Annotated in this window: 24 protein-coding genes; 9 read left to right on the top strand and 15 right to left on the bottom strand. The window is 70.1% G+C overall.

Going from position 1 to position 25,611, the window contains the following annotated elements; translation table 11 throughout:
• Positions 1-386 precede the first annotated feature (386 nt).
• On the top strand, positions 387-1,787 hold the full coding sequence (locus AB0C75_RS22550) for a glycoside hydrolase family 6 protein (protein WP_362893479.1): 1,401 nt from the start codon (positions 387-389) through the stop codon (positions 1,785-1,787).
• On the opposite strand, the gene AB0C75_RS22545 is transcribed toward AB0C75_RS22550, so the two are convergent.
• The gene (locus AB0C75_RS22545; RefSeq protein WP_362893478.1) at positions 1,784-2,476 is read right to left on the bottom strand and encodes a VanZ family protein; all 693 of its coding nucleotides are present in this window, start codon (positions 2,474-2,476) and stop codon (positions 1,784-1,786) included. The two genes, AB0C75_RS22550 and AB0C75_RS22545, sit on opposite strands and share 4 nt — an antisense overlap.
• 62 nt (positions 2,477-2,538) lie before the next feature.
• On the opposite strand from AB0C75_RS22545, the gene AB0C75_RS22540 reads away from it, so the two are divergent.
• Positions 2,539-3,039, top strand: a complete 501-nt coding sequence (locus AB0C75_RS22540; RefSeq protein WP_362893477.1) for a tetratricopeptide repeat protein — start codon at positions 2,539-2,541, stop codon at positions 3,037-3,039.
• 250 nt (positions 3,040-3,289) lie between these two features.
• Here AB0C75_RS22540 and rpmG read toward each other — a convergent pair whose 3' ends face one another.
• Entirely contained in the window at positions 3,290-3,454 is a 165-nt protein-coding gene (rpmG, locus tag AB0C75_RS22535) for a 50S ribosomal protein L33 (protein WP_362893476.1), read from the bottom strand.
• 480 nt (positions 3,455-3,934) lie between these two features.
• On the opposite strand from rpmG, the gene AB0C75_RS22530 reads away from it, so the two are divergent.
• Positions 3,935-5,392 carry a SpoIIE family protein phosphatase gene (locus tag AB0C75_RS22530; protein WP_362893475.1) on the top strand — a complete coding sequence of 486 codons (1,458 nt, stop codon included), beginning with the start codon at positions 3,935-3,937 and terminating at the stop codon, positions 5,390-5,392.
• Between the two features lie 57 nt (positions 5,393-5,449).
• Here AB0C75_RS22530 and AB0C75_RS22525 read toward each other — a convergent pair whose 3' ends face one another.
• The gene (locus AB0C75_RS22525; protein ID WP_362893474.1) at positions 5,450-6,943 is read right to left on the bottom strand and encodes a hypothetical protein; all 1,494 of its coding nucleotides are present in this window, start codon (positions 6,941-6,943) and stop codon (positions 5,450-5,452) included.
• Between the two features lie 231 nt (positions 6,944-7,174).
• Here AB0C75_RS22525 and AB0C75_RS22520 point away from each other — a divergent pair, with 231 nt between their 5' ends.
• On the top strand, positions 7,175-8,311 hold the full coding sequence (locus AB0C75_RS22520) for an aminoglycoside phosphotransferase family protein (RefSeq protein ID WP_362893473.1): 1,137 nt from the start codon (positions 7,175-7,177) through the stop codon (positions 8,309-8,311).
• A 151-nt stretch (positions 8,312-8,462) separates the two neighbouring features.
• Here AB0C75_RS22520 and AB0C75_RS22515 read toward each other — a convergent pair whose 3' ends face one another.
• On the bottom strand, positions 8,463-9,794 hold the full coding sequence (locus AB0C75_RS22515) for a peptidoglycan recognition family protein (RefSeq protein WP_362893472.1): 1,332 nt from the start codon (positions 9,792-9,794) through the stop codon (positions 8,463-8,465).
• Positions 9,795-10,031: 237 nt separating this feature from the next.
• Here AB0C75_RS22515 and AB0C75_RS22510 point away from each other — a divergent pair, with 237 nt between their 5' ends.
• A complete protein-coding gene (locus AB0C75_RS22510) occupies positions 10,032-12,293 on the top strand; it encodes a terpene synthase family protein (protein ID WP_362893471.1) in 2,262 nt (753 codons plus the stop codon).
• Here AB0C75_RS22510 and AB0C75_RS22505 read toward each other — a convergent pair.
• Positions 12,232-12,732: a hypothetical protein gene (locus AB0C75_RS22505; protein WP_362893470.1), complete on the bottom strand. Its 501-nt coding sequence runs from the start codon at positions 12,730-12,732 to the stop codon at positions 12,232-12,234. The genes AB0C75_RS22510 and AB0C75_RS22505 overlap by 62 nt on opposite strands.
• 47 nt (positions 12,733-12,779) lie before the next feature.
• Positions 12,780-13,181 (bottom strand): ACT domain-containing protein, encoded by a 402-nt coding sequence (locus AB0C75_RS22500; RefSeq protein WP_362893469.1) that lies wholly within the window; start codon positions 13,179-13,181, stop codon positions 12,780-12,782.
• Positions 13,182-13,303: 122 nt separating this feature from the next.
• Here AB0C75_RS22500 and AB0C75_RS22495 point away from each other — a divergent pair, with 122 nt between their 5' ends.
• Positions 13,304-14,389 (top strand): right-handed parallel beta-helix repeat-containing protein, encoded by a 1,086-nt coding sequence (locus AB0C75_RS22495; RefSeq protein ID WP_362893468.1) that lies wholly within the window; start codon positions 13,304-13,306, stop codon positions 14,387-14,389.
• A 52-nt stretch (positions 14,390-14,441) separates the two neighbouring features.
• On the top strand, positions 14,442-15,527 hold the full coding sequence (locus tag AB0C75_RS22490; RefSeq protein ID WP_362893467.1) for a methyltransferase: 1,086 nt from the start codon (positions 14,442-14,444) through the stop codon (positions 15,525-15,527).
• 73 nt (positions 15,528-15,600) lie between these two features.
• Here AB0C75_RS22490 and AB0C75_RS22485 read toward each other — a convergent pair whose 3' ends face one another.
• The 7 genes from AB0C75_RS22485 to AB0C75_RS22455 form a co-directional block, all read right to left on the bottom strand.
• A complete protein-coding gene (locus AB0C75_RS22485) occupies positions 15,601-15,933 on the bottom strand; it encodes a TcmI family type II polyketide cyclase (protein ID WP_362893466.1) in 333 nt (110 codons plus the stop codon).
• Positions 15,934-15,952: 19 nt separating this feature from the next.
• Positions 15,953-16,432 carry an SRPBCC family protein gene (locus tag AB0C75_RS22480; RefSeq protein WP_362893465.1) on the bottom strand — a complete coding sequence of 160 codons (480 nt, stop codon included), beginning with the start codon at positions 16,430-16,432 and terminating at the stop codon, positions 15,953-15,955.
• 1 nt (position 16,433) lies between these two features.
• On the bottom strand, positions 16,434-16,691 hold the full coding sequence (locus AB0C75_RS22475; protein WP_362893464.1) for an acyl carrier protein: 258 nt from the start codon (positions 16,689-16,691) through the stop codon (positions 16,434-16,436).
• A 16-nt stretch (positions 16,692-16,707) separates the two neighbouring features.
• Complete coding sequence (locus AB0C75_RS22470; protein ID WP_362893463.1) at positions 16,708-17,967, bottom strand: ketosynthase chain-length factor; 1,260 nt, start codon at positions 17,965-17,967, stop codon at positions 16,708-16,710.
• Positions 17,964-19,232: a beta-ketoacyl-[acyl-carrier-protein] synthase family protein gene (locus tag AB0C75_RS22465; RefSeq protein ID WP_362893462.1), complete on the bottom strand. Its 1,269-nt coding sequence runs from the start codon at positions 19,230-19,232 to the stop codon at positions 17,964-17,966. The genes AB0C75_RS22470 and AB0C75_RS22465 overlap by 4 nt, the downstream gene beginning before the upstream one ends.
• Entirely contained in the window at positions 19,229-19,672 is a 444-nt protein-coding gene (locus tag AB0C75_RS22460; protein ID WP_362893461.1) for a cupin domain-containing protein, read from the bottom strand. Before AB0C75_RS22460 ends, AB0C75_RS22465 begins: the two co-directional genes overlap by 4 nt.
• 69 nt (positions 19,673-19,741) lie before the next feature.
• Positions 19,742-20,863, bottom strand: a complete 1,122-nt coding sequence (locus tag AB0C75_RS22455) for a SchA/CurD-like domain-containing protein (RefSeq protein ID WP_362893460.1) — start codon at positions 20,861-20,863, stop codon at positions 19,742-19,744.
• 272 nt (positions 20,864-21,135) lie between these two features.
• Between AB0C75_RS22455 and AB0C75_RS22450 the strand changes: the two genes are divergently transcribed.
• On the top strand, positions 21,136-22,770 hold the full coding sequence (locus AB0C75_RS22450; RefSeq protein ID WP_362893459.1) for an FAD-dependent monooxygenase: 1,635 nt from the start codon (positions 21,136-21,138) through the stop codon (positions 22,768-22,770).
• 37 nt (positions 22,771-22,807) lie between these two features.
• Here the strand turns inward: AB0C75_RS22450 and AB0C75_RS22445 are convergent, their stop codons facing one another.
• Positions 22,808-24,328 carry an alpha/beta hydrolase gene (locus AB0C75_RS22445; protein WP_362893458.1) on the bottom strand — a complete coding sequence of 507 codons (1,521 nt, stop codon included), beginning with the start codon at positions 24,326-24,328 and terminating at the stop codon, positions 22,808-22,810.
• Positions 24,329-24,384: 56 nt separating this feature from the next.
• Complete coding sequence (locus AB0C75_RS22440) at positions 24,385-24,948, bottom strand: TetR family transcriptional regulator (RefSeq protein ID WP_362893457.1); 564 nt, start codon at positions 24,946-24,948, stop codon at positions 24,385-24,387.
• Between the two features lie 99 nt (positions 24,949-25,047).
• Here AB0C75_RS22440 and AB0C75_RS22435 point away from each other — a divergent pair, with 99 nt between their 5' ends.
• Positions 25,048-25,515 carry a nuclear transport factor 2 family protein gene (locus AB0C75_RS22435; protein ID WP_362893456.1) on the top strand — a complete coding sequence of 156 codons (468 nt, stop codon included), beginning with the start codon at positions 25,048-25,050 and terminating at the stop codon, positions 25,513-25,515.
• Positions 25,516-25,611: the final 96 nt, after the last annotated feature.

Here is a 25,611-nt window from a genome sequence, read left to right as displayed (position 1 = left end):
GGCGGATCTCTCCTGCCCCACCACCGGAACGCCCGCGGGCATCCGGAGCCATGGGCGCGCCCCTGTGCGGGCGGGCGTCGTCGAAGACGCCCGAACCCGTCCCCGTGTCCCCGAAAGAGGAGTACCGGCTTGACCTGACCCCCCACGGATCCGCGGTACACACGACACACCCACAGCTCCACCAACTGTGCGAACGAGGACGGTCGAACCACCGCTCGCACCGGTCGGGCCACACTCCCCCTCGCCGCGAGCGAGATGGGCGAGTACACCCCGAACCGCACCACGGTCCGTCCTTGATCAGCGACTACGACGGTATCCCCACTCCGTACGGAATCGGGCTGCGTGATCATCTGCGCGCCCTCTACAGCTGAGGAAACGGAATTCGTATGAGCCGCACGAGCCGCACCACCATGCGCCGATCCAGAATGGCGCTCATAGCGGCGGGAGTACTCGTCGCCGCAGCCGCGGGAACCGCCACAGCGGCGGCCCCCTTCGGCGCCTCCGGCGCGACGGTGGCGCACGCGTCCGCCGCAGCCGCCCTGGTCGACAACCCCTACGACGGCGCAAGCGTCTATGTGAACCCGGAGTGGTCGGCCAATGCCGCCTCCGAAGCGGGCGGCGACAAGGTCGCCGACGAGCCGACAGGTGTGTGGCTCGACCGTATCGCCGCCATCGAGGGCGTCGACGGCGGAATGGGCCTGCGTGACCACCTGGACGAGGCGCTGACCCAGAAGGGCTCGGGCGAACTCGTCGTCCAGCTCGTCATCTACGACCTGCCGGGGCGTGACTGCTCGGCACTCGCCTCCAACGGGGAGCTCGGTCCGACCGAGATCGACCGCTACAAGACCGAGTACATCGACCCGATCGCGGCCATCCTCGCCGATGAGAAGTACGCGGATCTGCGCATCGTCACCACTGTCGAGATCGACTCGTTGCCGAACCTCGTCACCAACGCCGGCGGCCGTCCCACCGCCACGCCGGAGTGCGACGTGATGAAGGCCAACGGCAACTACCAGAAGGGCGTCGGCTACGCACTCGACAAGCTCGGCGACGCTCCGAACGTTTTCAACTACATCGACGCGGGGCACCACGGCTGGATCGGCTGGGACGACAACTTCGGCCCGACCGCCGACCTCTTCAAGGAGGCGGCGACAACCGAGGGTGCGACCGTCGACGACGTCCACGGCTTCATCACCAACACCGCCAACTACGGCGCGACGACGGAGGACAACTTCTCCATCGACGACTCCGTCAACGGCACGTCTGTGCGCCAGTCGAAGTGGGTCGACTGGAACTGGTACACCGACGAGCAGTCCTACGCCCAGGCGTTCCGTGAGGAACTGGTCTCGGTCGGCTTCAACTCCGACGTCGGCATGCTGATCGACACCTCGCGCAACGGCTGGGGCGGCGGTGACCGGCCCACCGGACCGGGGGCGACCACCAGCGTGGACACCTACGTGGACGGCGGCCGTTACGACCGTCGCATACACCTGGGAAACTGGTGCAACCAGGCCGGAGCCGGGCTCGGCGAACGGCCCCAGGCGGCACCCGCCGCCGGCATCGACGCGTACGTCTGGATGAAGCCCCCGGGGGAGTCGGACGGCTCCAGCGAGGAGATCCCGAACAACGAGGGCAAGGGATTCGACCGGATGTGTGACCCGACCTACGAGGGTAACGTCCGCAACGGCAACAACATGTCCGGCGCGCTGCCCGACGCCCCGGTCTCCGGCAAGTGGTTCTCGGCCCAGTTCCAGGAGCTCCTGAAGAACGCCTACCCGGCGCTCTAGGCTCCACGTCGGCGGGCTCCGGGTGCTTCCCCGCCCGGGCCCTCCCGACGACTGCGCCACCTGTCACGCAGAGCGCGTCCGCGAGCCGTCGGCGCGGACGCGCTCCGGCGTGCGGCGGAGCCTGCCCCGGTCGTACCGCGCGGCTTCGTCCTCCGGGGCCGGGGCTTCTTGGCCGCGGCGGCCCGCTCCTTCGGGGGTTCCTCGGCCGAGAGAGTGTGGTAACGGTGGCTGATGCGCCGCCCGACGAACGCGTAACCCAGCAGTGCGCCCGCGGTGTTGAGGATGACGTCATCGATGTCGAAGGCCCGTCCCACCACGAGCGCGCCCTGCGCCAGCTCGACGAGCGCCATGACCAGAACGGTGAGCAGAGTCATCCGGAGCATCCGGAGCCGGCGCGGCACCAGAATCGGCAGCAGCACGCCGAACGGGGCGCCCAGCAGAAGATTCCCGCCCGCCTGTTTGCACGCGGCGAGGAAGGTGTAGTCCTGCGCGTACTGTCGCAGGGACCGCCCCGGCCGCAGATTGGACGCCACGAGGTCCTCCGACGCGGGAGACGGTGTGAGCGTCACCTTCGCCAGGACCACGGAGAACGCGACCAGCGCCACGAACGTCGCGATCAGCGCCGCCACACGCAGCAGTAATCGCCCCAGGGCTCTGCGTCGTACACCACTGTCCGCCTCTGCTGTCATGGCGGAACGGATGCCCCCAACCATGGCGGCCACACCCAGGGCCCGGGTGCGACCATGTGCGCATGAGCGAACAGAAGAAGGACGAACTGCTGGCGGAAGCGGTGCGGCTGCGGGAACAGGGCCATCCCGAACAGGCCAGGGAACGTCTCCTCTCCCTCACCGCCTCGTTCCCCGACGCGGCGGACGTCGCTTATCAGACCGCATGGGTCCACGATGTGCTCGGCCTGGAGGCGGAGGCCGTGCCGTACTACGAGCGGAGCCTGCAGGGCGACGGCCTCACCGATGAGGACCGCCGGGGAGCGCTGCTGGGGCTCGGCAGCACCTATCGCGTCCTGGGCAGGTTCGGGCAGGCAGTCGAGACGCTGCGGAGCGGCGTGTCGGAGTACCCGGACGACGGGGCGCTGAGGACCTTCCTGTCCATGGCCCTGTTCAACACCGGTGAACATCACGAGGCCATGCAGCTCCTGCTGCGCCTGGTGGCGACGACGAGCGACAGCACGCGGGTGCAGCGGTACCGGCCCGCCATCGAGCACTACGCGGCGGATCTCACGCGGACCATGTGAGCGGGGCCTTACGGGAACGGCGGCAAGGAGAAGCCCCGACCGGATCGGGGGAATCCAGCCGGGGCGGCTTGTGTGCGGAGGTGAAGGCGGACCGCTGTCCGGCGGTCTTCGGCCCTTTACCTCGACGTATAGATGAACGATAAACCACCATCCGCCGTTCCCGTGAATCCGGCCCCCTTCCTGTGATCCGCGCCACGGCTGCGCAGGTAGGGGGTGCCGGCACCGGCGGCGGCAGACACGGCGGTGATCGTCAGCGGGTCTCACGGAAGATGACGTGCCGCCCCGCGGCCGGGTCGAACTTCCGCAGTTCCAGACGATCGGGATCGTTGCGCCGGCTCTTCCGCGTCACATACGTGTGGCCGGTTCCGGCCGTGGACCTGAGCAGGACGACGGGCCTGGTCTCACTGCGCGCCATGGGGCCTCCAGACAGGGAATCCGACCCCATCTCCAGGCTGGGAATGGGTGTCGTTTTCGTTTCCAGTTCACACAACACGCACGCCCGCTCCACCATTCCCACGCCGTTTCGAACGCATGGCTGATGTACAGACGACCGAGGGGTCGAACGTCCGGTCAACCGTTCATGGGTCCGTCGACGCCGGTCACTGATCGAGGCGCCCACGCGACTCCGCATATGCCCTGATCGCGGCCCGTGCGAGCCGTGCGAGGTCGCGCACGCGGGCGCGCACCCAGCCGCTCACGCCCGGCGACTTGCGTCAACTCCCCGTCGCGGGCAAGGGTGTTCGGCGGACCTGCGCCCCAGCCAGCCGTCGGCATATGCCGGATGCAAGAACGCATCGAGTGTTGCCAAACCCCTTACGACGCCCCGTCCCCTGTGCGACAGTCGTGTTCGGTCCACCCCACGAACCGGTTGTACCGCCTGTATCGGAGTATCCAGATGCCGTCCCATCTGTTTGCGGACCGCCCCGCCCCACAGCCGCCCGGGCGGGAGGCCGTCGACGCCCTGATCGACCGGACCCGGCTGCTGCGTGGCGACGTGGACGCCGTGCGGCGCGACACCTCCGTGATCGACGACGACGATGCTCAGCTGCGCTGGCAGCGGGCGCTCTGTGAACTCGCCGTACATCAGCTCGACGACCTCGGCGAACACCTGGGGCAGCTGAGGGACGGCATCTCCCACCCCGCGCCCACGGAGCCGGCGCACTCCACCGCACCGGAACACTCCACGGCGCCGGCCGAGCCGTCGACGCCCGGGCGGGCGACGGGCTCGCTCCTCAGCCGGGTGGGCAGCGCCGAGTGGAATCTGCTCACCGACGAGGTCAGCTGGTCCGACGAGCTCCACCAGATCTTCGGCATGGACCCGGGGGCAGGAGCGCTGTCCCTGGACGAGCTGCCCTCGGTGCTCCTCCCGGAGGACCAGCCCCTCCTGACGTCGATGGTGACCGACTGCCTGGTGGACGGCAGGCCGATAGACGGCGAATTCCGGATTCTGCTGCCCGACGGCATCATGCGCACCCTGCACATGATGGGCGAACCCGTCCTCGACGCGGACGGCTGCACCGCTTCCATGTGGGCGGTCCTGCGCGATGTCAGCCGGCTGCGGCGCAGCCAGCACGTCGTGGGCAGGACCTGGGACACCGTGCGGCACCAGGAACGGACGGCCCAGGCGGAGCACCGGATGGCGGTCGAATTCCAGGAGGCCGTTCTTCCACGGTGGAGCAGCTCGCTGCCGGCATCCGGTCCGAGCGCGAGCCGCCTGGACATCGCCACGCGTTACCTTCCCTCGGGGTCGAGCGACCTCATCGGCGGCGACTGGTACGACGCGCTCGCACTCCCGGACGGCAAGACCTTGCTCACCGTCGGGGACCTCACCGGCCACGGGATCCCGGCCACCTCCGCCATGGCGATACTGCTGGGCGCGCTGCGCGGCATGTCCGTGGCAGGTGTGGAGCCCGGGCCGGTCATGGGACATCTGAACCAGCTGATCGAATGCTCGGCGCAGCCGGCCCTGGGCAGCGCCGTGTGCTGCCGCTTCGATCCGGCGACCGGCGCACTCGTCTGGGCACAGGCAGGGCACCCCGCGCCGCTGCTGTTCCGCGACGGAGTGGGGCGGCCTCTGCCCGCGCCGGACGGAGTGCTGCTCGGAGCGACGTCCGGGGTCACCTACGAGCAGGACCAGGTGGACCTGCTGCCGGGCGATGTACTCGTGCTGCACACCGGTGGGCTGGGGGGCCCGAGCGACCGGAACACCGGCCAGGACATGCTTCTGGGACTGGCACCCGGGTTCGCACGGGCCCGCACGGCACAGGACTGTGTACGGACCGTCGTCGAGGAACTCGGAACCGGCGAACGGCTCGATGACGCCTGCGTGCTGGTGGCCCGCGTCGAGGCGTGACCGGGTCCCTGACGGACTTGCGGTGGGTACTGTGCTGCCCGCCGACGGCGGGCCAGGTCAGATCTGGGTGCCTTTCGCCTTCTTGGACGCGCCCGGGGGCATGGCGCGTTCGATCTCCGCACGCAGGTCCTCGATCTTGGCGTATCCCGCGAACTGGCCGGTGAGCCGGTACATCGCGCGCAACCGGTCCCAGGTCCGCTGCGAGGACGTCTCCCCCATCGAGACCAGGGCGAGCCGTGCGTAGCGATCGGCCTGCTCGGGATCGTCGGCGATGAAGCACGCCGAGGCGAGCGAGATGTAGTCGAAGATCTTGGACCGCTGGCGGCCGTGCATCCGCAGATCGAGCGCCTGCTTGGCGTGGCGCTGGGCTGTGGAGGCCGCACCCGGGTCGTGCTCGGCGAGCGTACGGAAAGCGAGGGCCTGCATCCCGTGCATGTCCGCCTCGTCGAACATCTGCATCCAGCTCGGCGGCGGGACATCGCCCTTGTCCGAGACGAAGAGCTCCTCGGCCTCGCCGAGTGTGCGCCGCATGGCCTGCCCATGTCCCATCGACGCCTGCGCCCAGGCCTCGATGGTGCGCAGCATGGCTCGGGTACGCGGCAGGGTCTCCTCCCCGGAACCCGACTTGGCGAGCTTCATCAGGTCCAGGGCGTCGTCCGGCCGGCCCAGGTGGACCATCTGACGGGCCGCGCGGGACAGTGCCTCTCCCGCTCGGGGGCGGTCGCCGCCCTCGCGCGCCGCGTGAGCGGCGATCACGAAGTACTTCTGAGCGGTGGGTTCGAGGCCGACGTCGTGCGACATCCAGCCGGCGAGGACCGCGAGGTTGGCGGCGACGCCCCAGAGACGGCGCTGCAGATGCTCGGGGTGGTGGTAGGCGAGCATGCCGCCCACCTCGTTGAGCTGGCCCACCACGGCCTTGCGCTGGAGGCCACCGCCTCTGGAGGCGTCCCAGGCCCTGAACACCTCGACCGAGCGTTCGAGGGCCTCGATCTCGTCGGATCCGACGGGAGCCGCCTCGTAGAGGTCGAAGCCGGCGTTGTCGGCGTACAGGGGGTCGTTGAGCCGGGAGGCCCGGGCCGCCGGAGCGGGCTCGGAATGCAGCCAGTCGTACATGGCGCCGGTGAGTGCTGAGCCAGCGGCGAGCGCTGCGCCCGCGCCCGCCAAGCCGCGTCGATTGAGCATGAGGTCCATTCCCGTGAATTCGGTGAGGACCGCTGCCGTCCGTTCGGGCGCCCACGGCAAACCGTCGGGATTGTCTTCCGTCCCGGCTTTTCGCCGCTTCCCCACACGCCCGCGTCGGCCGAACCCGAGGTCCTCGATGGTCACGACACGGCCGAGCCGCTCGGTGAACAGAGCTGCGAGCACCTCGGGCACCGGATCGCGGGGGGACTCCCCCATGTCGATCCAGCGCCGCACCCGCGAGGTGTCGGTGGCGAGCTGAAGGTGGCCCATGGCCGCCGCCTGCCTGTTCACCATTCTCGCGAGCTCGCCCTTGGACCAGCCGGCCAGGCCGAACAGGTCCGACAGGCGGGTGTTGGGTTCTCCGGTCACGTCAAGCCCCCAGGTTCTCGGCTGACTTGACCCTAGCCCCCCGGTTGATGCCGGGCGAATATTCGCCAGGGTTCGCCAGGGGTCGCTAGATGTTGTGCCACCCGCGGGCCGGTGTCAGGTAGGAAAGCGCCACCCCGCCCGGCAGCCCTAGGTACTCCCCAGGGTGCCGAACGGCCGCCGGCCGGGGCGGCGCACGCAACTTGTCGGCGCACGAAGGGATCTGTCTCGCCCATGTACACAGCATCGTCCTCCGTGTCCGCCCCTCCCCGGCCGCTTCGTCCGACGGGGGCGGGCGGCGGGCCGTATCTCGCCCCCCGCGCAGCCGCACCGGCACCCGGCGCGGTCCGGGCCCGGCGGGCGACGGGGCCGGGCTCCCAACCGCTCAGCGGGCGACTGGACCTGTCGGGGCCTCAGGGCGCCCAGCTGCGGATGGCCATCGCGTCCGTGCACCGCATCTGTCCGGAGTTCAGCCCCGTGCAGGTGCTGCGCCGGAGCGGACGTTCCGTGCTCATCGTGGGCACCACGGGACGCACGACCGCGGTGGCCAAGTGTTTACTCGATCACTCCCCCGCCTGGACGGAGCGGTTCCGGCACGAAATAGCGGCATACCGCGCCTTCGTCAGGCACCGCCCACCGGTCCGGGCCCCGCGGCTCATCGCCGCCGACCCGGAGAACTGCACCCTGGTGATCGAGCGGATGCCCGGCAGGGTCGCGGCGCTGACGAGGCATCCCGCGGAGGCACCGCCCCGCGCGGATCTGCGAGCGGTGCTCGGCGCCGTCAGCCGGATCAATGCCTGGAGGCCACCGGCCGGTCTGTTCGAGGCGCCCCTGGACTACGCCTCGCGCATCGCCCGGTACCACGAGCTCGGTCTCTTCACCGATCGCGATCTGGGTGATCTGCAGAAGCTGTTGCACGGCCTGGCACACGCGGGCGGCCGGCAGGGCATGGGCCAGTTCTGCCACGGTGATGCCCTGCTGTCGAACATCCTGCTGCCGCCCACCGGCCCCGTGCTGGTCGACTGGGAGCACGCCGGCTGGTATCTGCCGGGGTACGACCTGGCGACGCTCTGGACCGTCCTCGGTGACGCACCCGCGTCCCGGCGCCAGATCAGCCAGCTGGCACAGTCGGCCGGCGCCGCCGCCCGTGACGCCTTCCTGGTCAACCTCATGATCGTGCTGACCCGGGAGATCCGTACGTACGAGACCGCCGTCCAGCGGGCCATGCGCGAAGGCGCACCGGCCGGCGGCGGCCAACTGCGGCAGGGTGCGCTCTCCTCCGGCGAGGAGCAGCGGCTGCTGCTGCGCAGGCTGCATGACGACTGCGCGATGGCCCGGCGGGCCGTGCGCGCGGCGGTGGGCACACGCTGACCCACGATGACCACGCCGGGTCCGACCGGCCTGACGACGGGGGAAGCGCGCTGCGGGACCGGTGCCGACACATGGGTCCCGCAGCGCGCGTCCGCGGCTCACACCGCAGCTCTCGCACAACAGCTCTCACGCCGCGGATCTCAGCGGCTGCTCATGATCCGGCTCGCACCACATCGACGTCGGAGGTCTTCACGAAGCCGATCCGATGGCCGATCTGAACCGTCACATACGTCTGGTTTCCTCGGAAGTACGTGTGGTCGTACGGCTTCGAAGCGTCGATCGTCGGTGCGTAGTAGTAGCCGTTGGGTGCCTCGCCGCCACCGGGGAAGGCCTGCCCGGCCTTGATCGTGTAGACGAGCGGGCTGCCCACGGTCGGCCGGTCGAAGTCCGTGGGGTACTCCGACTTCTCCGGGTAGGCGACGCCGTACACCGGGACTTCCTCCTTGCCGGCCTTGGGCCTCACGACACGGCCGGATGTGGGGGTGACGACCCGGGTTCCCGCGGGGGTGCGGAACCACGCCTTGTCGCCGTACCACCAGATCGCGGTCCAGCCGGGTGCCCGGTCGGCGACGACGGCCTGCTGGGTGGCACTGATCTTGCTGCCCCAGTCCGCGACGCAGTTCGTCCCGGGCGAGCCGTCCGGGTGCAGCCCCGGGTCGGAGAAGAGCGGCGCGTCCGAGGAGGGTCCGGTGTGCAGTGGCACCGCGCTGCTGGCCTGCCGGGGCAGGTCGACGTCCTTCTCGCAGTCGCGGAAGTCCTGCTGGTTCTTCGTGAAGTCCGCGCTGACGGTGACCAGTTCGCTGCTGTTGGGCGCGCTCGGCTCGGTGGGCCTGCCGAGCAGCGCCATGAAGCGGTTCCAGTCCCAGTAGGGCCCCGGGTCCCAGTGCATGTTCTGGGTCCCCTCCGCGCTGGTGGGCGGCACCCCGTCATGGCCGAGGATGTGCTGCCGGTCGAGCGGGATGTCGTACTTCGCCGCGAGATGACGGGCCAGCCGAGCGGTCGAGCGGTACATCTCGGGGGTGTACCACGTGGCGCCCTCGGTCGCGACGCCCTCCTGCTCGATGCCGATGGAGTGGGAGTTGAGGTACCAGTTGCCCGCCTGCCAGGCGACGTCCTTGTTCTTCACCATCTGTGTGACATGGCCGTCCGCCGAACGCACCACGTAGTGGGCGGACGTCTGCCTGGTGGGGTCCTGGAAGATCTTCAGGGTGCTGTCGAAGTCTTCCTCGGTGTCGTGCAGGACGATGAACTCGATGGCGTTGGTGTCGGGCCGGTTCGCCGTGTCGTAGTTGCCGTAGGTGTCCTTGTCCGCGGGGTCACCGGTCTGCTGGTAGGCCGCGGGGACCCAGTCGCAGTCCAGTCCGCGCGGGCATTCCGGTCGCACGGTGTCCGCGCCTGCCGCGCCCGGGGTCAGGAGCGCCATGCTCAGCGCTCCCGCCGTGGTCAGTGCGAGCGCGAGTCTGATCCTCTGCTTCGACATCATGACAACCCTTCTTGGGCCGGTGGGCAGAGCGGTTACGGGGGCACTCCCCGCATTCACCGGTCGGCGCACACTCTGTGACGCGAGGTGTTGGCGAGTCAAGAGTGCAGTGTGCCGCCGTAGATGAGCTTGTGTGACTATTTCGCGTCGTGCGTGCCCCGTATGGCCGAGGGGTAGTGCTGGCGCCGACAGGACCGGTCCGCGTGGACCGCGCGGAGTTCTCGGAAAGGCCGGACGCACATGGCACAGCCCTTCTCACTGCCGGACTTCTACGTGCCGTACCCGGCGCGTCTCAACCCGCATCTGGAGGCGGCCCGGAGCCACACCCGGGAGTGGGCGCGCGGAATGGGGATGCTGGAGGGTTCCGGTATCTGGGAGGAGAAGGATCTCGAATCCCACGACTACGCGCTGCTCTGCTCCTACACCCACCCGGACTGCTCGGCCGAGGCCCTGTCCCTGGTCACCGACTGGTATGTGTGGGTCTTCTTCTTCGACGACCATTTCCTGGAGCTCTTCAAACGCACGCCGGACCGTGAGGGCGGGAAGCGGTACCTGGACCGGCTGCCGGCCTTCATGCCGATGGAGCGGGGCGCGGCGACACCTGAGCCGACCAATCCGGTGGAGGCCGGACTGGCCGACCTCTGGGCCAGGACCGTGCCGGCCATGTCGGATGCCTGGCGGGCCCGGTTCGCCGAGGCGACGGAGAATCTTCTCAACGAGTCCCTGTGGGAACTCTCGAACATCAACGAGGGGCGTATCGCCAACCCCGTCGAGTACATCGAGATGCGCCGCAAAGTGGGCGGAGCACCCTGGTCGGCGGGCCTCGTGGAGTACGCGGCGAACGCCGACGTCCCCGACGCGGTGGCCGCCTCACGCCCGCTTCGGGTGCTGCGGGACGCCTTCTCCGACGGCGTGCATCTGCGCAACGACCTCTTCTCGTACCAGCGCGAGGTCGAGGAGGAGGGCGAGAACAGCAACGGCGTACTGGTCCTGGAGAGGTTCCTTGGCTGCTCGACCCAGGAGGCGGCCGAGGCGGTCAACGATCTGCTCACCTCGCGCCTGCAGCAGTTCGAGAACACCGCCCTCACCGAGCTCGGTCCGCTCTGCGCGGAGAAGGGTCTCACCCCCGACGGGACGGCCGCTGTTCTGGCGTACGTCAAGGGGCTCCAGGACTGGCAGTCCGGCGGCCACGAGTGGCACATGCGCTCCAGCCGCTACATGAACGACGGCGGCGCGGGCGAGAGCGTTCCCGGATTCGGGATGGCCGCGGCCTCGCTGCGGCTCACTCCCCGCTCGGAGTCCTTTCGGCTGCGCAGCCATACGCATGTTCCGTACCAGCACGTCGGCCCGTCGCTGCTGCCGGACTTCGACATGCCGTTCAGCACGACACTGAGCCCGCATCTGGACGGGGCACGCGTACGGATCGTGGACTGGTCGCGCCGGATGGGGCTGCTGGAGGCTCAGCCGGGCGTGCCGGGTTCGCACATCTGGGACGAGGAGCGGCTCATCGCGACCGATCTGCCGCTCTGCGCGGCGGGGCTGCACCCGGACGCGACCCCGGACGAGCTCGATCTCTCCTCCGGGTGGCTGACCTGGGGGACGTACGGCGATGACTGGTTCCCCGTGGTGCACGGCCGGACGCGGGATCTGGCGGGGGCCCGGCTGGCGAACGAGCGGCTGTCCCTGTTCATGCCGCTGGACGGATCATCCACGCCCGAGCCGGTCAACGCGCTGGAGCGCGGGCTCGGCGACCTGTGGCGGCGGACGGCGGGGCCGATGGGGGACGACGCGCGCCGCAGTTTCCGCGAGGCGGTGGAGTCGATGACGGCGAGCTGGCTCTGGGAGCTGGCGAATCAGGCGCAGAACCGGATTCCCGATCCGGTGGATTACATGGAGATGCGCAGGGCGACGTTCGGCTCCGATCTCACGATGAGCCTGTGCCGGCTGGGTCACGGCAGGAAGGTCCCGGACGCCGTGTACCGCAGTGGTCCGTTGCGCTCCCTGGAGAACGCGGCGGCGGACTACGCGTGCCTGCTCAACGACGTGTTCTCGTACCAGAAGGAGATCGAGTACGAGGGCGAGGTGCACAACGGGGTCCTGGTCGTCCAGAACTTCTTCGGGGTGGACTATCCGACGGGGGTGGCGATCGTGGACGACCTGATGAATTCCCGGATGCGCCAGTTCCAGCATGTCGCGGAGCAGGAACTGCCGGTTCTCTACGACGACTTCGACCTGGACACCGAGGCGAGGGAGACGCTGGCCGGCTATGTGCTGGAACTCCAGCACTGGATGGCGGGGATCCTGATCTGGCACCGGGACTGCCGGCGCTACCGCGAGGAGGATCTGCGCCGGGGCACCGGAACCCCGTGGTACATCAGTGGGCCCACGGGGATCGGGACGTCGGCGGCCCGGGTGCCGCGTCCGGCGTCGCAGGGACGTTTCAGCCCTGTTGGAACAGTTCTGCCGGAAGTGGCTTCAGCAGGGCGTACAGATCGTCCGTGATCGGCCGGTCCCAGCTGGCGATGGTGACGAGCACGCCGTCGCTCCGGTCGAACTGGACGCAGGAGATCCGGCTCTCGGAGAGCTTGATCCGGCGCACGACCAGCAGGCTGTCACCCTGCATGACGGGCATGTCCTCGGTGCCGGTCACCTCGACCGGCTCGTCGTTCTCGAGGGCGAGGAGGAGCTGGGCGACCTCGAAGGGGACCTGGCCCTCCTCGGTCTCGCGCGCCGGTGAGCCCTCCGGCAGATTGCCGATGATCATCGCGGGTCCGCGTCCGCCGAACAGGTCGTAGCGCAGGAACACGCCCTGACAGCTCCCGTCGGGCGCGGGGAGCAGACCGGCGCCGAGGTTGCCGGGCCAGTCCCCCGGGTCCATGGCCAGGACGTCGAAGTCCGGGCCCGCGGGTGTGGCGGCGCTACGGCGGCGGAGGAAGGACATGGGTGCCATGGTACGTGTCCCGGCTCACGTGACGGAGCCGGGCACTCCTACCCGGACTCCGCGGCCAGCGCTTCGAGCGCCCGGATCGCGTCGTCCGCACGGGTGTACGGCACGAAGAGATGATCGTGGTGGTATCCGGCGACCACGTTGCAGCTGATCCCCGCGTCCGTGAGGGCCAGGGAGACCGCGGCGGTCAGTCCGACGGCGTCCAGCGCCGAATGCACCCGGAGCGTGATCCAGCCGGCGACGAAGTCGTGGGCGAGTCCTTCCTCCACGGCCTGTTCCTCGGGGACGACGAGCGTGAGTCCTTCCTGCTCGCGGACGGTGACCACCGGCGTGACACCGGTGGGTACCTCGCCGCCGGGCAGCGTCGCGTAGACGTAACGGCCGGGCCTCAGCTCCGGCCGCATGCCGTGCAGCAGTGTTCGCAGATCGCGCTCGCCCGTCATGGGGGACACGCTACGGCGCCGTGGAGGGCGTGGTGCGGGCGCGGTAAGCCATTCAGGCACGCCATGTATCCATACGCTCACCTTGCGTGGCACCGGCGGTGGATCGCCCATAGCTTCGGCTCATGAGCAAAAGACACATGAAATGCCTGGCGGGTATCACCGTCGCCACAGCCTCGGCACTGGGTCTTGCGGCCGTTCCCACCGCCGCGGCAGGTCCCGGTGATCATGTGGTGCGCCCGGGTGATTCGATCCAGAGCGCGGTGGACGCCGCACAGGCCGGCGACACCATCGTCATCCTGCCCGGCACGTACCGCGAGAGCGTCCTGGTCACCAAGCCGGGACTGACCCTGCTCGGCACCGGCGAGCGTACGGTCATCACCCCGGCGGCCGCGGACGGCGCCAAGGCGGCCAACGCCTGTGCCACCGGCGGGAACGGCATCTGCGTCATCGGGACCAAGGGCCACACCGTCGACGATGTCAGCATCCGCTCGCTGACCGTCTCCGGCTTCGACGAGAGCGGCATCTGGGCGTCGTGGACGGACGGACTCAGCGTCCGGAAGGTGGACGCCCGGTCCAACGGCACCTGGGGCATCGCGCAGGAGCGGTCGACCCGTGGTGACTTCCGGCAGAACACCGCCACCAAAAACGGCGACGCGGGGATCTTCGTCGCCAACTCGGTCACCGAGGAGGGCGGGGCGACCGACACCGGAGGGACGGCCGTCCTGGACAACTCGGTGAGCGGGAACCGGATCGGCGTCACGGCCCGCCGTGTGCGGAACCTGCGCATCGACGGCAACACGCTGACCGGCAACTGCAGCGGGGTCTTCGTCGTGGGCGACGAGTCCAAGCCCGCCGCCGGGGCGATGACGATCAGCGGCAACCGCATCACCGGGAACAACAAGTTCTGTGCGGCGACCCCGCGTCTGCCCGCGCTCCAGGGGTCCGGAATCGTCCTCACCGGCAGCGAGGCCACCGTCGTACGGTCCAACGTCATCCGGGACAACGTCGGCTCGACCCCGCTCTCGGGCGGCGTTCTGCTGTTCAAGAGCTTCGTGGGCGCGCTCAACACCGACAACACCATCAGCAACAACCTCGTGCAGGGCAACAAGCCGGCCGACCTCGCCGACGGCGACGCCTCGGGTACCGGCAACACCTTCGTCAGCAACACGTGTGGGACGTCCGTCCCGGCCGGCATGTGCGCCGGATGACGGCTCGCACCCGTACGACGGCTCACCCCCGTACAAGGAGAAACGAGACGGTATGACCACCGTGAGTCCCACCCCCGAGACCGCCCCTGTCGCGGCCGCTGCCACCGCGGCGAAGGTTTCCGTCACCCATAGCCCGCCGCCGTCCATGCGGCTGCGGGAGCTCGCGTTCGGGGCCGCCTGTGCGGCGGCCGTGCGCGCGGCGGCGCGACTGCGGGTGCCCGACGCGCTGGGAGAGACACCGGCGTCGGCCTCCGAGCTCGCCCTGCTCGTGGACGCCGAGGAGGTACCTCTGCGGCGGCTGCTGCGCGCGCTGTGCTGCTACGGGATCTTCGAGGAGACGGCGGAAGGGGAGTTCGTCCACACCGAGATGTCCCGGCTGCTGCGGGAGGACGACCCGAACAGTCTGCGTTACATCTCCCTGTGGTGCACCGAGCCCTGGACCTGGGATGTCTGGCCCCGGCTCGACGACGCGGTGCGCTCCGGCGCGAGCGTCTTCCCCGAGACCTTCGGCAAGGGCTTCTTCGACTATCTCCACGAGGACGCGGGCGAGTCCGCCCAGGTGTTCAACCGGGCGATGACCACCTCCAGTGTGCAGTCCGCACAGGATGTCGCCGACCGGCTGGATCTCACCGGGGTGTCGTCGGTCGCCGACATCGGCGGCGGCCAGGGGCATGTGCTCGCGAGTCTGCTGGAGAAGCACCCCTCGGTCCGGGGAACGCTCCTGGACCTGCCGGGCGTCGTGGCACGTGCGGACCCCAGGCTGCGGGAGGGCGGCGCGCTCGCGGAGCGTGTACGGATCGTGCCCGGTGACTGCCGTGAGGACATCCCGGTCGAGGCCGATCTGTACATCATCAAGAACATCCTCGAATGGGACGACGGGAGCACCCGCAGGACCCTGCGCAACGTGGTCGCCGCGGCCCGGCCCGGCGCCCGTGTGGTGATCATCGAGAACCTCGTGGACGACTCCCCCTCGATGCGGTTCACCACCGCCATGGACCTGCTGCTCCTGCTCAACGTCGGGGGTGCCAAGCACACCCGCGAGAGCCTGCTCGGCCGGATGTCCGACGCGGGGCTGCGGGTGGGCGAGGTCCACCCCGTCAACGCGTATCTGCACGCGTTCGAGTGCGTCGTGCCGTAGGGCACGGCCCCACGCGCGGGGACCGCCCCGGGTCCGGCAGTCAGGTGCCGGTCCCGGGGCGGTCGTCGGTGTGTCAGGCGGCGCCGTCGCTCTGCCACCGGTAGAACTGCTGCGCCATCGCGTCCTTCGGACCGCGCCAGGTCTGCGGGTCGTACGGGCTCACGAAGGACGTGAGCCGGTCGCTGATGGCCTTGAACTCCGGGTGCTCCGTCACCTTGGCGATCTCCGGGCCCGGGGGCCGCTCGGATTCGATCAGGTGCAGATACACGTCGCCGAACTGGAACAGGGTGCGCCTGTTGACTCCGACGAGGTGCGGGAGGTCGGTGTTGTCGGAGGCCTCGAACAGCTTCGCGATGTCCGGCGCGGACTCGGGGGCCATCCGGGCGACGATCAGTGCGTGGTGCATCCGACTGCCTTTCGGGGCATCAGTTGGCGGGGACCGAGGCGGAGCGGCGTTCCCGGTCGCGCTGCTCGATCTTGTCGCGGATGAGCTCCATCTGGACGCGCGAGTTGCGGTTGATGTTGTCCGTCATCCACGCGTCGTCGACCGGCGCGTCGGGGCGCATCGCGAAGTCCTGGCGCCAGAGCATGCGTGTGCCGCCCGGGACCTCCGAGTACTCCCACCGGATGTCCATGTGCTGGAACGGGCCGGGCTCGACACGCCGGGCGCGTACGTTGCGTCCCTGGCGGTCCGTGGTGCGCTCGGAGACCCAGCTCCAGACCTTGCCGTTGTCGTCGGGCTTCATCGTGAGGCGGAAGGTCGTCTTCTGGCCCTCCCGCTCGATCACCTCGACGGCCGCATACTCGCTGAACAGCTGCGGCCAGTTCTCCAGATCGTTCGTCATGTCCCAGACGAGGTCCAGAGGGGCGGCGATGGTGATGTCGTTCTCGGTGTGTCCGGACACGTCAGACTCCTGTCACTGGGGTGTTGTTCACGAGGTCGAGGAACTCACCGGGCGTTCTGCACCGGTCGGCGTCGGCCGGCAGCGGGCGGCCGTACCGGTTCTCGAGCGCGGCCACGATGCCGAGCAGCCCGAGCGAGTCGAGGCCGTACTCGTCGAAGGCCGAGCCGGGTCGGTCGGCCATCTCCGACGGGTCGACCGTGAGGCCGGCGCCGTTCTTCATCAGCACGGCCAGCTCTTCGTACGTCAGTCGATCGGTCATGGGGGACTGCTCCTTCTCACACGGGGGTGTCGGTGGGGCGCCGCAGCACCAGGGCCGCGTTCGAGCCCATGAGTCCTCGGCTCAGCACGAGCGCCGTACGCAGTTCCGCGGGGCGCGCACGCCCGGTGACCACGTCCAGGTCGTGGCACACCTCGAAGACGTTGGGCGTCGGCGGGACGAGACCGTGCTCCATGGCGAGCACCGCGGCGGAGGTGTCGAGCACGGGCGCGCCGCAGTAGGCGCGGCCGATCCCGGTCTTGGGCGCGGTCACCGGGACCCGGCGTCCGTGCGCACCGAGGGCGTCGGCGATCGCCAGGGCCTCGGCCCGGTCGGCCGATGGCACGCCCATCGCGTCGGCGAACACGACGTCGATGTCCTCGGGCGCGCATTCGGCCTCGCGCAGGGCCCCCTCGATGGCCCGTGCCAGGCCCGCGCGGGACTCCTCCCACCGTGCCGCGCCGGTGAAGGTGGCCGCGTGGCCGGCCAGTTCGGCGCGTACCTTCGCACCACGGTCGCGGGCCGCCGTCTCCTCCTCCACCACCAGCATCGCGCCGCCCTCGGCGGGTACGAAACCGCAGGCGTCAGCGGTGAACGGGCGGTAGGCGCGGGTGGGTTCTTCGCAGAGGCTGAGGTCCTCGTAGCCCAGCTGGCAGACCACCGAGTACGGCGCGAGCGGTGCCTCGGCCGCGCCGACCACGACGGCGTCCGTGCCCCGCCTGATGGAGCGTGCGGCGTGCATGAGCGCGTCCAGACCGCCGGCCTCGTCGCTGGCGACGACGGCGCACGGCCCCTTGAAGCCGCCGCGGATCGAGATCTGGCCCGTGCTGGCCGCGTAGAACCAGGCGATGGACTGGTACGGACCGACGAAGCGGGAGCCCTCGCCCCACAGCCGCTGGAGTTCGCGCTGGCCGAACTCACCGCCGCCCGATCCGGCGGCGGTGACGACGCCCACCTTGAACGGCGTGCCCTCGTAGTCCGCGCGTCCGAGCCGTGCGTCGTCAAGGGCGAGGTCGGCGGCGGCCATGGCGTAGTGCGTGAAGCGGTCGGTCTGGACGAGGAAGCGTTCCTCGATGAACGCGACCGGGTCGAAGTCCCTGACCTCGCCCGCGACGCGGAGCGGGAGGTTCTCGCAGCCCTCGCGGGTCACCTTGTCGAGGACGCTGACCCCTTCCTGGGTCTGCTTCCAGAAGGCACCGGCGCCGGTCCCGTTGGGGGCGACGACACCGATCCCCGTGATGACGGTCCTGCGTCGTGCCGGGGTTGCCGGGGCGTTCATGGGGTCCTCCCGCCTGATCTGGTCAGGGCGACGGCGGACTGGAATCCGCCGAAGCCGCTGCCGACCGAGAGCACGCTGCGCAGCTTGAGTGGCCGTGCGGTGCGGGGTACGTAGTCGAGATCGCACTCGGGATCCGCGGTCTCGTAGTTGGCCGTCGGCGGCACCGTCTGGTGTTCGAGTGCCAGGACGCACGCGGCGATCTCGATCGCTCCGATGGCGCCGAGTGAGTGCCCGACCATCGACTTGATCGAGCTCATCGGCACCTCGTACGCGTGCGCGCCCAGGGCCTTCTTCACCGCTGCTGTCTCGTGCCGGTCGTTCTGCTTGGTGCCCGAGCCGTGGGCGTTGACGTAGTCGACCTGCGACCCGTCGAGCCGGGCGTGTGCGAGGGCGGTGTTGATGGCCTCGGCCATCTCCAGGCCTTCGGTGGTCAGCCCGGTCATGTGGTACGCGTTGCCGAACGTGGCGTAGCCGGATATCTCGCAGTAGACGGTCGCGCCGCGGGCGCGGGCGTGCTCCAGCTCCTCGAGGACGAGGACGGCGCCGCCCTCGCCCATGACGAAGCCGTCACGGCGGGCGTCGAACGGCCTGGAGGCGTGCTCAGGGTCGTCGTTGTTCGCCGAGGTCGCCTTGATCGCGTCGAAGCAGGCCACCGTGATGGGGGTGATCGGCGTGTCGGACGCTCCGGCGACACAGATGTCGACGCGGCCCTCCTCCACGGAGTGGAAGGCGTACCCGATCGCGTCGAGGCCCGAGGTGCAGCCCGTCGAGACCGTCTGCACGGGACCGTGCGCCCCGACCTCCTCCGCGACCGCGGAGGCGAGGGTGCTGGGCGCGAATGCCCGTTCGAGGTGGGCGCCCGCCGGCCGGTGGTCGACGTCCCAGCGCGCACCGCTGCCGCTGACGGCGACGTAGTCGTGCTCCAGGCGTGTGGTGCCACCGACCGCGGTTCCGAGGGAGACCCCGACGCGCCAGGGGTCCTCCCGCTCCAGATCGAGTCCGGCGTCCCCGAGCGCTTCCCTGGCCGCCACCAGCGCGAACTGGATGTACCGGTCCGAGCGGGCGATCAGGTCCGCGTCCAGGCCGTGGGCGACGGGGTCGAAGTCGCACTCGGCCGCGATGCGTGAGCGGAACTGCGCCGGGTCGAACAGTGTGATGCCACGGGTCGCGGTACGGCCGTTGGCGAGCAGGTCCCAGAACGCCGGGGCCCCGATGCCACCGGGGGCGACGACGCCGACCCCGGTGACGGCCACCCTCCGGGTCATGAGGCGGCCCCCGTTCGTTCCGGCGGGGCGTAGCCGTCACCGGGACCCGCGGTTTCGGTGACCTCGGTGTCCACATGTCCGAGTTCGGGCCGTGGGGCGAGCGGGCCGAGGTGGAAGACCATGCGTGCTTCGCCGTCGCCCACGTTGCGGAAGCGGTGCCGGACGTGGGGCGGGATCAGCAGGCCCTGGTCGGGCCGCATCGGGTGCGACTCGCCGTCCAGGTCCACTTCGAGGAGCCCTTCCACGACGTACACGAACTCCTCGGAGTACGGGTGGTAGTGCTCGCCGATGCGATCGCCGGGGGCGACGATGGCCAGCCCCATGAAGCCGCTGGTGGCGCCCACCGCCGTGGGGGTGAGCATGGCGCGCAGGTCACCTCCGCGCCTGCGGTTGGGCTGAGTCTCGCTGAGGTCCACGATGCGAGGCCGGTGGGTGGTCATGGCTGTTCTCCTCCAGGCACGTTGTGCGGTGGGACGGCAGCACGGGGAGGCCCCGCTGCCGGCGACGCATCAGGACTCGGCGGCCCGACGGTCGGTGATCAGGTTCATCTCGGCCTGCGCGAGGAACTGCGCGGCCTCCTGGTCGTTCGTCGGGATGCCGTTCGCACCGCCGTCGAGCAGTCGGCCGAGCATGGCCGCCTTGCGGAGACCGCCGATGCCGAGCGCCTGCGCGGGCTGTGCGCCGAGCGGGCCGCTCACCTCGAGGAGCCTCACCACGATGTCGTCGCGCTGGAAGATCGTGCTGCTCTCGATGGGGCTCGACGTGTCGTTCGCCGCTTCCTCGTCCTCGCCGGCCAGCAGCCGGGCCAGCGCCATGCCGCAGCCTTCCTTGGCCTGGTAGAGCAGCGAGTGCCGCTGGACGTCCTCGGGGGCGTGACGGCCGGCCGTCACATGGTGGACGGTCGGGAGCGCGGCCCTGGTGAAGAACATCCGGGCGGAGTCCGGGTCGCTGAGGTCGCGGTCCTGCTCCAGGTACGGGTTGATGGCCTCCTCGACGGCCCTGACCTCGGGCTGGCGGGAGACGTGGCGCAGAGCCGCCATGAGGTCGCCCTCGATCTCGACGGCTCGCACGACACGGTTTCCGTGCATGAAGAGCGAGGTACGGCGCAGCCGGGTGTTCTCGTCGACGCGGGACTGCGGGGAGTCGTAGTCGGCGAGGAGCTTGGCGACCATCTCCTCCGTGCCCGGCTTCACCGTGAAGGTGAGGGCGTGACGCACGATGCCGTCACCGAGCCGGGGGGCGGCCTGGAGGCTGCCCCTGGCGGGCTCGGGGGTGGTGCTCTCGAACCCGACCCCGGTCTCCCTCAGCACGCTGAAGCGGAGGGAGCGCGTGTCGCGTACGCAACTGTGCAGCGGCTGCACCATCGCCACGTGCTCCTCGCTGTTCACCCAGGCGAGGAAGGGCGGCGCGCTCTCCCACTCGCTGGTGATGAGCCACTGCGAGGGGTTCTCGATGGACTGACAGAGCTGGTCGCTGATGTGACCGGGGGTCGACGCGACCTGGTTGCGCATGTGCTCGTACGCCTCGAGGAACTGGTTCTGGGCGCCGTCGTGCAGGTCCAGCAGCAGTATGACCCGGAGCCTCGAACCGTCGAAGGCGGACTGAGATATCCGTTCCGAGAGGGTTGTCATCTTTCGCTCTCCTTCGAGACGGTGCGGCGGCCACGTCCCGTGACCTCTCGTCATCCGTCGGTTTCGGTGGAGGCGGCGCAGGTCCCTGACCGCCGGCGTGCGAAGTCCGCCCCCGCTTCGCGGGCATCACTCCCGCGACTGATCGTGGAACGCGGGTGGCGACGGCGCGAGATTTATGAACCGTTCAGGTGAGGCGCCGCCCGAAGCCCGGCCGAAGGCCTCCCGCGAGGGCATGGACACTGCATCCGTCCGCGTCCGAGCTGGAGCAACTGATGAACGAGAACGTCGACCTCCGCGTACCGGTCCTCATCGTGGGCGGCTCCCTGGTGGGCCTGTCCACCTCCCTCTTCCTGAGCCGGCTCGGCGTCCGCCACCTGCTGGTGGAGAAGCACGGCAGCACCTCGACCCACCCACGTGGGCGCGGGAACAACGTGCGCACGATGGAGGTGTTCAGGACCGCGGGGGCTGAGCAGCTGATCCGGGACGCCGCGTCCGTACTGGCGGACAATCATGGAATCCTCCAGGCCGGGTCGCTCACCGGCGACGACCAGGAGTGGCTGTTCAAGGAGATCGACCCGGGCGGCGGGATCGCCAGGTTCAGCCCGAGCGGCTGGTGCCTGTGCAGCCAGAACGACCTGGAACCCGTGCTGGTGTCCCATGCCCGGGCACAGGGCGGTGAACTGCGGTTCTCCACAGAGCTCCTGACCTTCGAGCAGGACGCGGACGGGGTTACCGCGGTGGTCAAGGACCGGGAGACCGGGGAGCACACCACGGTGCGCGCGGACTATCTCGTCGCGGCCGACGGGCCTCGCAGTCCGGTCCGGGAGCAGCTGGGCATCGGCCAGACGGGTCCGGGTGACCTCTTCCACAATGTGAGCGTCACGTTCCGCTCCCGGCGGCTCGCCTCCGTGGTGGGCGACCGGCGCTTCATCGTCTGCTACCTGACCGCCCCGGACGCGGACGGGGCGCTGCTGCCCGTGGACAACGAGGAGCAGTGGGTCTTCCACGCGCCGTGGCAGCCCGACCGGGGCGAGACGCTGGAGGACTTCACCGACGAGCGGTGCATCGACCACATCCGCAGGGCGGTCGGAGCGCCGGACCTGGACGTCGAGATCACGGGCAAGGCCCCGTGGCACGCGGCCGAGCGGGTCGCCGAGCGGTACGGCTCCGGCCGGGTCTTCCTGGCCGGTGACTCGGCGCACGAGATGTCCCCCACCGGGGCCTTCGGCTCCAACACCGGTATCCAGGACGCGCACAACCTGGCCTGGAAGCTGGCCGCCGTGATCGACGAGGCGGCGGGCCCGGGCCTGCTCCGGACGTACGAGGCGGAACGGCTGCCGGTGGCGAAGGCCACGAGCGCGCGTGCGTCGGCCCGTTCGGGAGAGCACAGCCACCCTGGTTACGCGGGTTCACCCGGCCCGACCGGCGGCCGCAAGGGCGGCATGCTCACGGTCGCGCTCGGCTACCGCTACGTGCGGGGCGCCGTCCTGGGTGTGGACCCGGGCCTCCCGGTGGTTCCCGATGGCATGGGCCTGACGGGTGAACCCGGCACCCGGGCGCCGCACATGTGGCTAGGCCTGGACGGCGAACGCGTGTCGACCCTCGACCTCTACGAGAAGTCGTTCGTGCTGCTGTGCGACGCCCGGTTTCCGGACTGGCGCGCGGCGGCGGAGCAGGTGGCCAAGCGCCTGTCGGTCCCGCTGGAAGCCTTCGGGATCGGCTCCGTCCCGGGCGCCGACCTGGAGGCCGGGAGCGGGGCCGACTGGGCCGCCTCCCACGGCACGTCCCCCGAGGGCGCTGTGCTGGTGCGCCCCGACGGATTCGTGGCCTGGCGTTCCGAGGGCGCCGCGGCCGACCCCGAGGCGACGCTGTACGAGGTCATGGTGACGCTGCTGCACCGCGGCTGACGGCGGCGGTACGGCTGACGGTGCCCGCGCGGCCCCGTCAGCCGACGCCGAACGCCCTGAGGGCGTCGAGGAACGCCTGTGGGTTGTCGGCGTGCACGAGGTGGCCGGCGTCGACGGAGACGAACCGCCCTTCTGGTATCTGCTCCGCCATCCAGGCCAGTTGCTCCTGGTCGACATGGCTGCGGGCGCCTCCGACGACCAGTGCGGGGGCGGTGATCTCGCCGAGGCGCTCCCGGGCGGCCGGGTCCGGGTCGTTCAGCTGGGCGTCGGTGGACGGGACGACCTGCCAGTCGAAGCCGAGCTCCCCCGCGGGCCGCTCGGACGGGGGCCTGGGCGGGTCGAGCGGGAGCAGGGTCGGGGCGTCCTCGATGACCAGGGCGCCGACCAGGGCCGGGTGCAGCTCGGCGAGCAGCAGGGCCGCCGCGCCGCCCATCGAGTGACCGATCACCGTGGCACCGGACAGGTTGCGGGCCTCCAGGAAGGCGTGCAGGTCGTCACGGAAGAACTCGAAGGAGTACCGGCCGGGCCAGTCGCTGAGACCGTGGCCCCGGAAGTCGAGTGCGTACACCCGGTGGCGGGCCGCGAGCTGTTCGGCCACGTCCGTCCAGTCGAGGCTGCTGCCGCTCCGCCCGTGGGCGAGGATGACGGGCGGGGCCGCCGGATCACCCCAGGTGCGGTAGGCGAGCCGGATACCGCCCGCCTGCACGCTACTGACGTCGGGGTCGAGGAAGGCGGCGACGGTGCGGACGAAGGCACCGGGGTCGTCCATCCACGGGAAGTGGGCGGCGCCGCGCTGGACGACGAACTCCGCGTGGGGGAAGAGCGCGGCGAGTTCCGCGGCGCGGTCGGGGCTGGGGCCTCCGTCGTACTCCCCCGCGAGGACGAGCACGGGCACCGGCAGCTCCCGCAGTGCGGCGACGGTGGATTCCGTGTCGAGGCCGTCCTCGGGGTAGTAGAGCGACCCGGCCGAAGTGTTGCGCTGGGCGGGTGACAGGGCGGCGTGGGCCCGGGCCTCGGCGTCCCAGCGCCCGTAGGTGAACGGCCGGATCCCCGCCCAGGCCTCGGGGGTTGCCCGTCCGGCCTGGATCTCGTCCAGAGCGGCTCTGGCCTCGGCGTACCAGGGCTCGTGGGCGCGCAGAGCAGCGGCGTCGCGCCGGTCCTGGTCGGTGGCGGGGAGGCCCAGGGTGCCCGTCCCGGGTGTGACCAGGGTGAGGGAGCGCAGTCGCCGGGGGTACTTCGCCGCGTAGAGCGCCGCGAGTTCGCCGGAGGCGGAGTGGCCCAGTACATCGGCCTGCTCCAGGCCGAGGTGCGCTCTGAGCGCCTCGACGTCGTCGACGAGCCGGTCGATCCGGTACGTCGCCGGGTCCTGCGGGACGGCGGAGTCCCCGGTGCCCCGCAGATCGAGGAGCACCAGCTGCCGCAGTGCGGACAGACCGCCGAGGTCACCGAAGTAGCGGGCCGCCCGCATCGGGCCGCCCGGCAGGCAGATCAGCGGTTCGCCCTCGCCCACCAGGTGGTAGGCGAGTTCGGTTCCGTCGTACGTACTGAAGATCGGCATGGCAGACATCCAAACAGGCACGGCGGACCGTCGCGGGCGCGTACGCCCACAGCGAATCAGGTGACGACGGGGTGTGCCAGGAGCCGGGCGGCCGCCCGACGGGCCTGGTGTGCGGGCTCCGGCGTTCCGGAGAGTGCCGCGGTGACGATCGCGCCTTCGGCGAGCAGTACGCAGGCCCAGGCGGAGTCCTGCGACTGTCCCGCCGCCACGACCAGGCCGGTGACGTAGGCGCGGAAAGCATCTTTGTGGAGGCGTGCGATGCCGGCCACGGAGGCGTCCGTGGCTCCGATCTCGCCGAAGCTGTTGGTGAAGGCACAGCCGCGGAAGCCGGGCTCGGAGAACCAGGAGTACAGCCAGTCGAAGACCGCCAGGACGCGTTCCCGCGGCGGCCCCGGCCGGCTGTCCACGTACGCGGCGAGCTGTGCGCGCCACCGGGTGTCCCGGGCTTCGAGGCAGGCACGGACCAGTACGGACTTGGAGGGGAACAGCGCATACATGCGCTTGAGCGGCACACCGGACGCGGAGCGGATCTCGTCCATGCCGACCGCCTGGATGCCGCGTGCGTAGAACAGATCCTCGGCTGCTTCCAGCGCCGCGGACCGGGCTCGTTCGAGATCCAACGGGACTCCCCCCTTGCCGCCTTGCGTGAGAACAGGCGTTCTCCTACTGTACGACACCCAGATGAGAACGCGCGTTCTCACTCTCCCGGAGGAGCCACAATGAACACACAACCGCTCGTGCCGCCGTTCACCCAGGAGTCCGCGCTCGCGAAGGTCCGCCGCGCCGAGGACGGCTGGAACACCCGGGACCCGGAGAAGGTCGCGCTCGCCTACACGCCGGACTCCCGATGGCGCAATCGCAGCGAGTGGGTGACGGGACGCCAGGAGATCATCCGTTTTGTGGCACGCAAGTGGGCCCGGGAGCTCGACTACCGTCTCGTCAAGGAGCTGTGGGCGCACGAGGGCAGCCGGATCGCCGTGCGCTTCGCCTACGAGTGGCACGACGACGCCGGCCGCTGGTACCGGTCCTTCGGCAACGAGAACTGGGAGTTCGACGACAGCGGACTCATGCGGGCCCGCCACGCGTCGATCAACGACGCCCCGATCGAGGAGTCGGAGCGCCGGTTGCGCTGGGCGCCCGGACGACGGCCCGACGACCACCCCGGGCTGACCGACCTGGGCTTCTGACCTGGAGTTGTCCAGGACTTGTCCACAGGCCCGGCACCCCCCTTGCCAGAACCCCTCACCTCCTGAATTACTGCTCCCAGGAGGCGAACGAATGGT

Origin of the sequence: Streptomyces sp. NPDC048565 (assembly GCF_040650935.1) — a bacterium.
Taxonomy (GTDB): Bacteria; Actinomycetota; Actinomycetes; order Streptomycetales; family Streptomycetaceae; genus Streptomyces.
The sequence above is the reverse complement of the archived record's forward strand: the minus strand, read 5'-3'. Positions and strand labels throughout refer to the sequence as shown.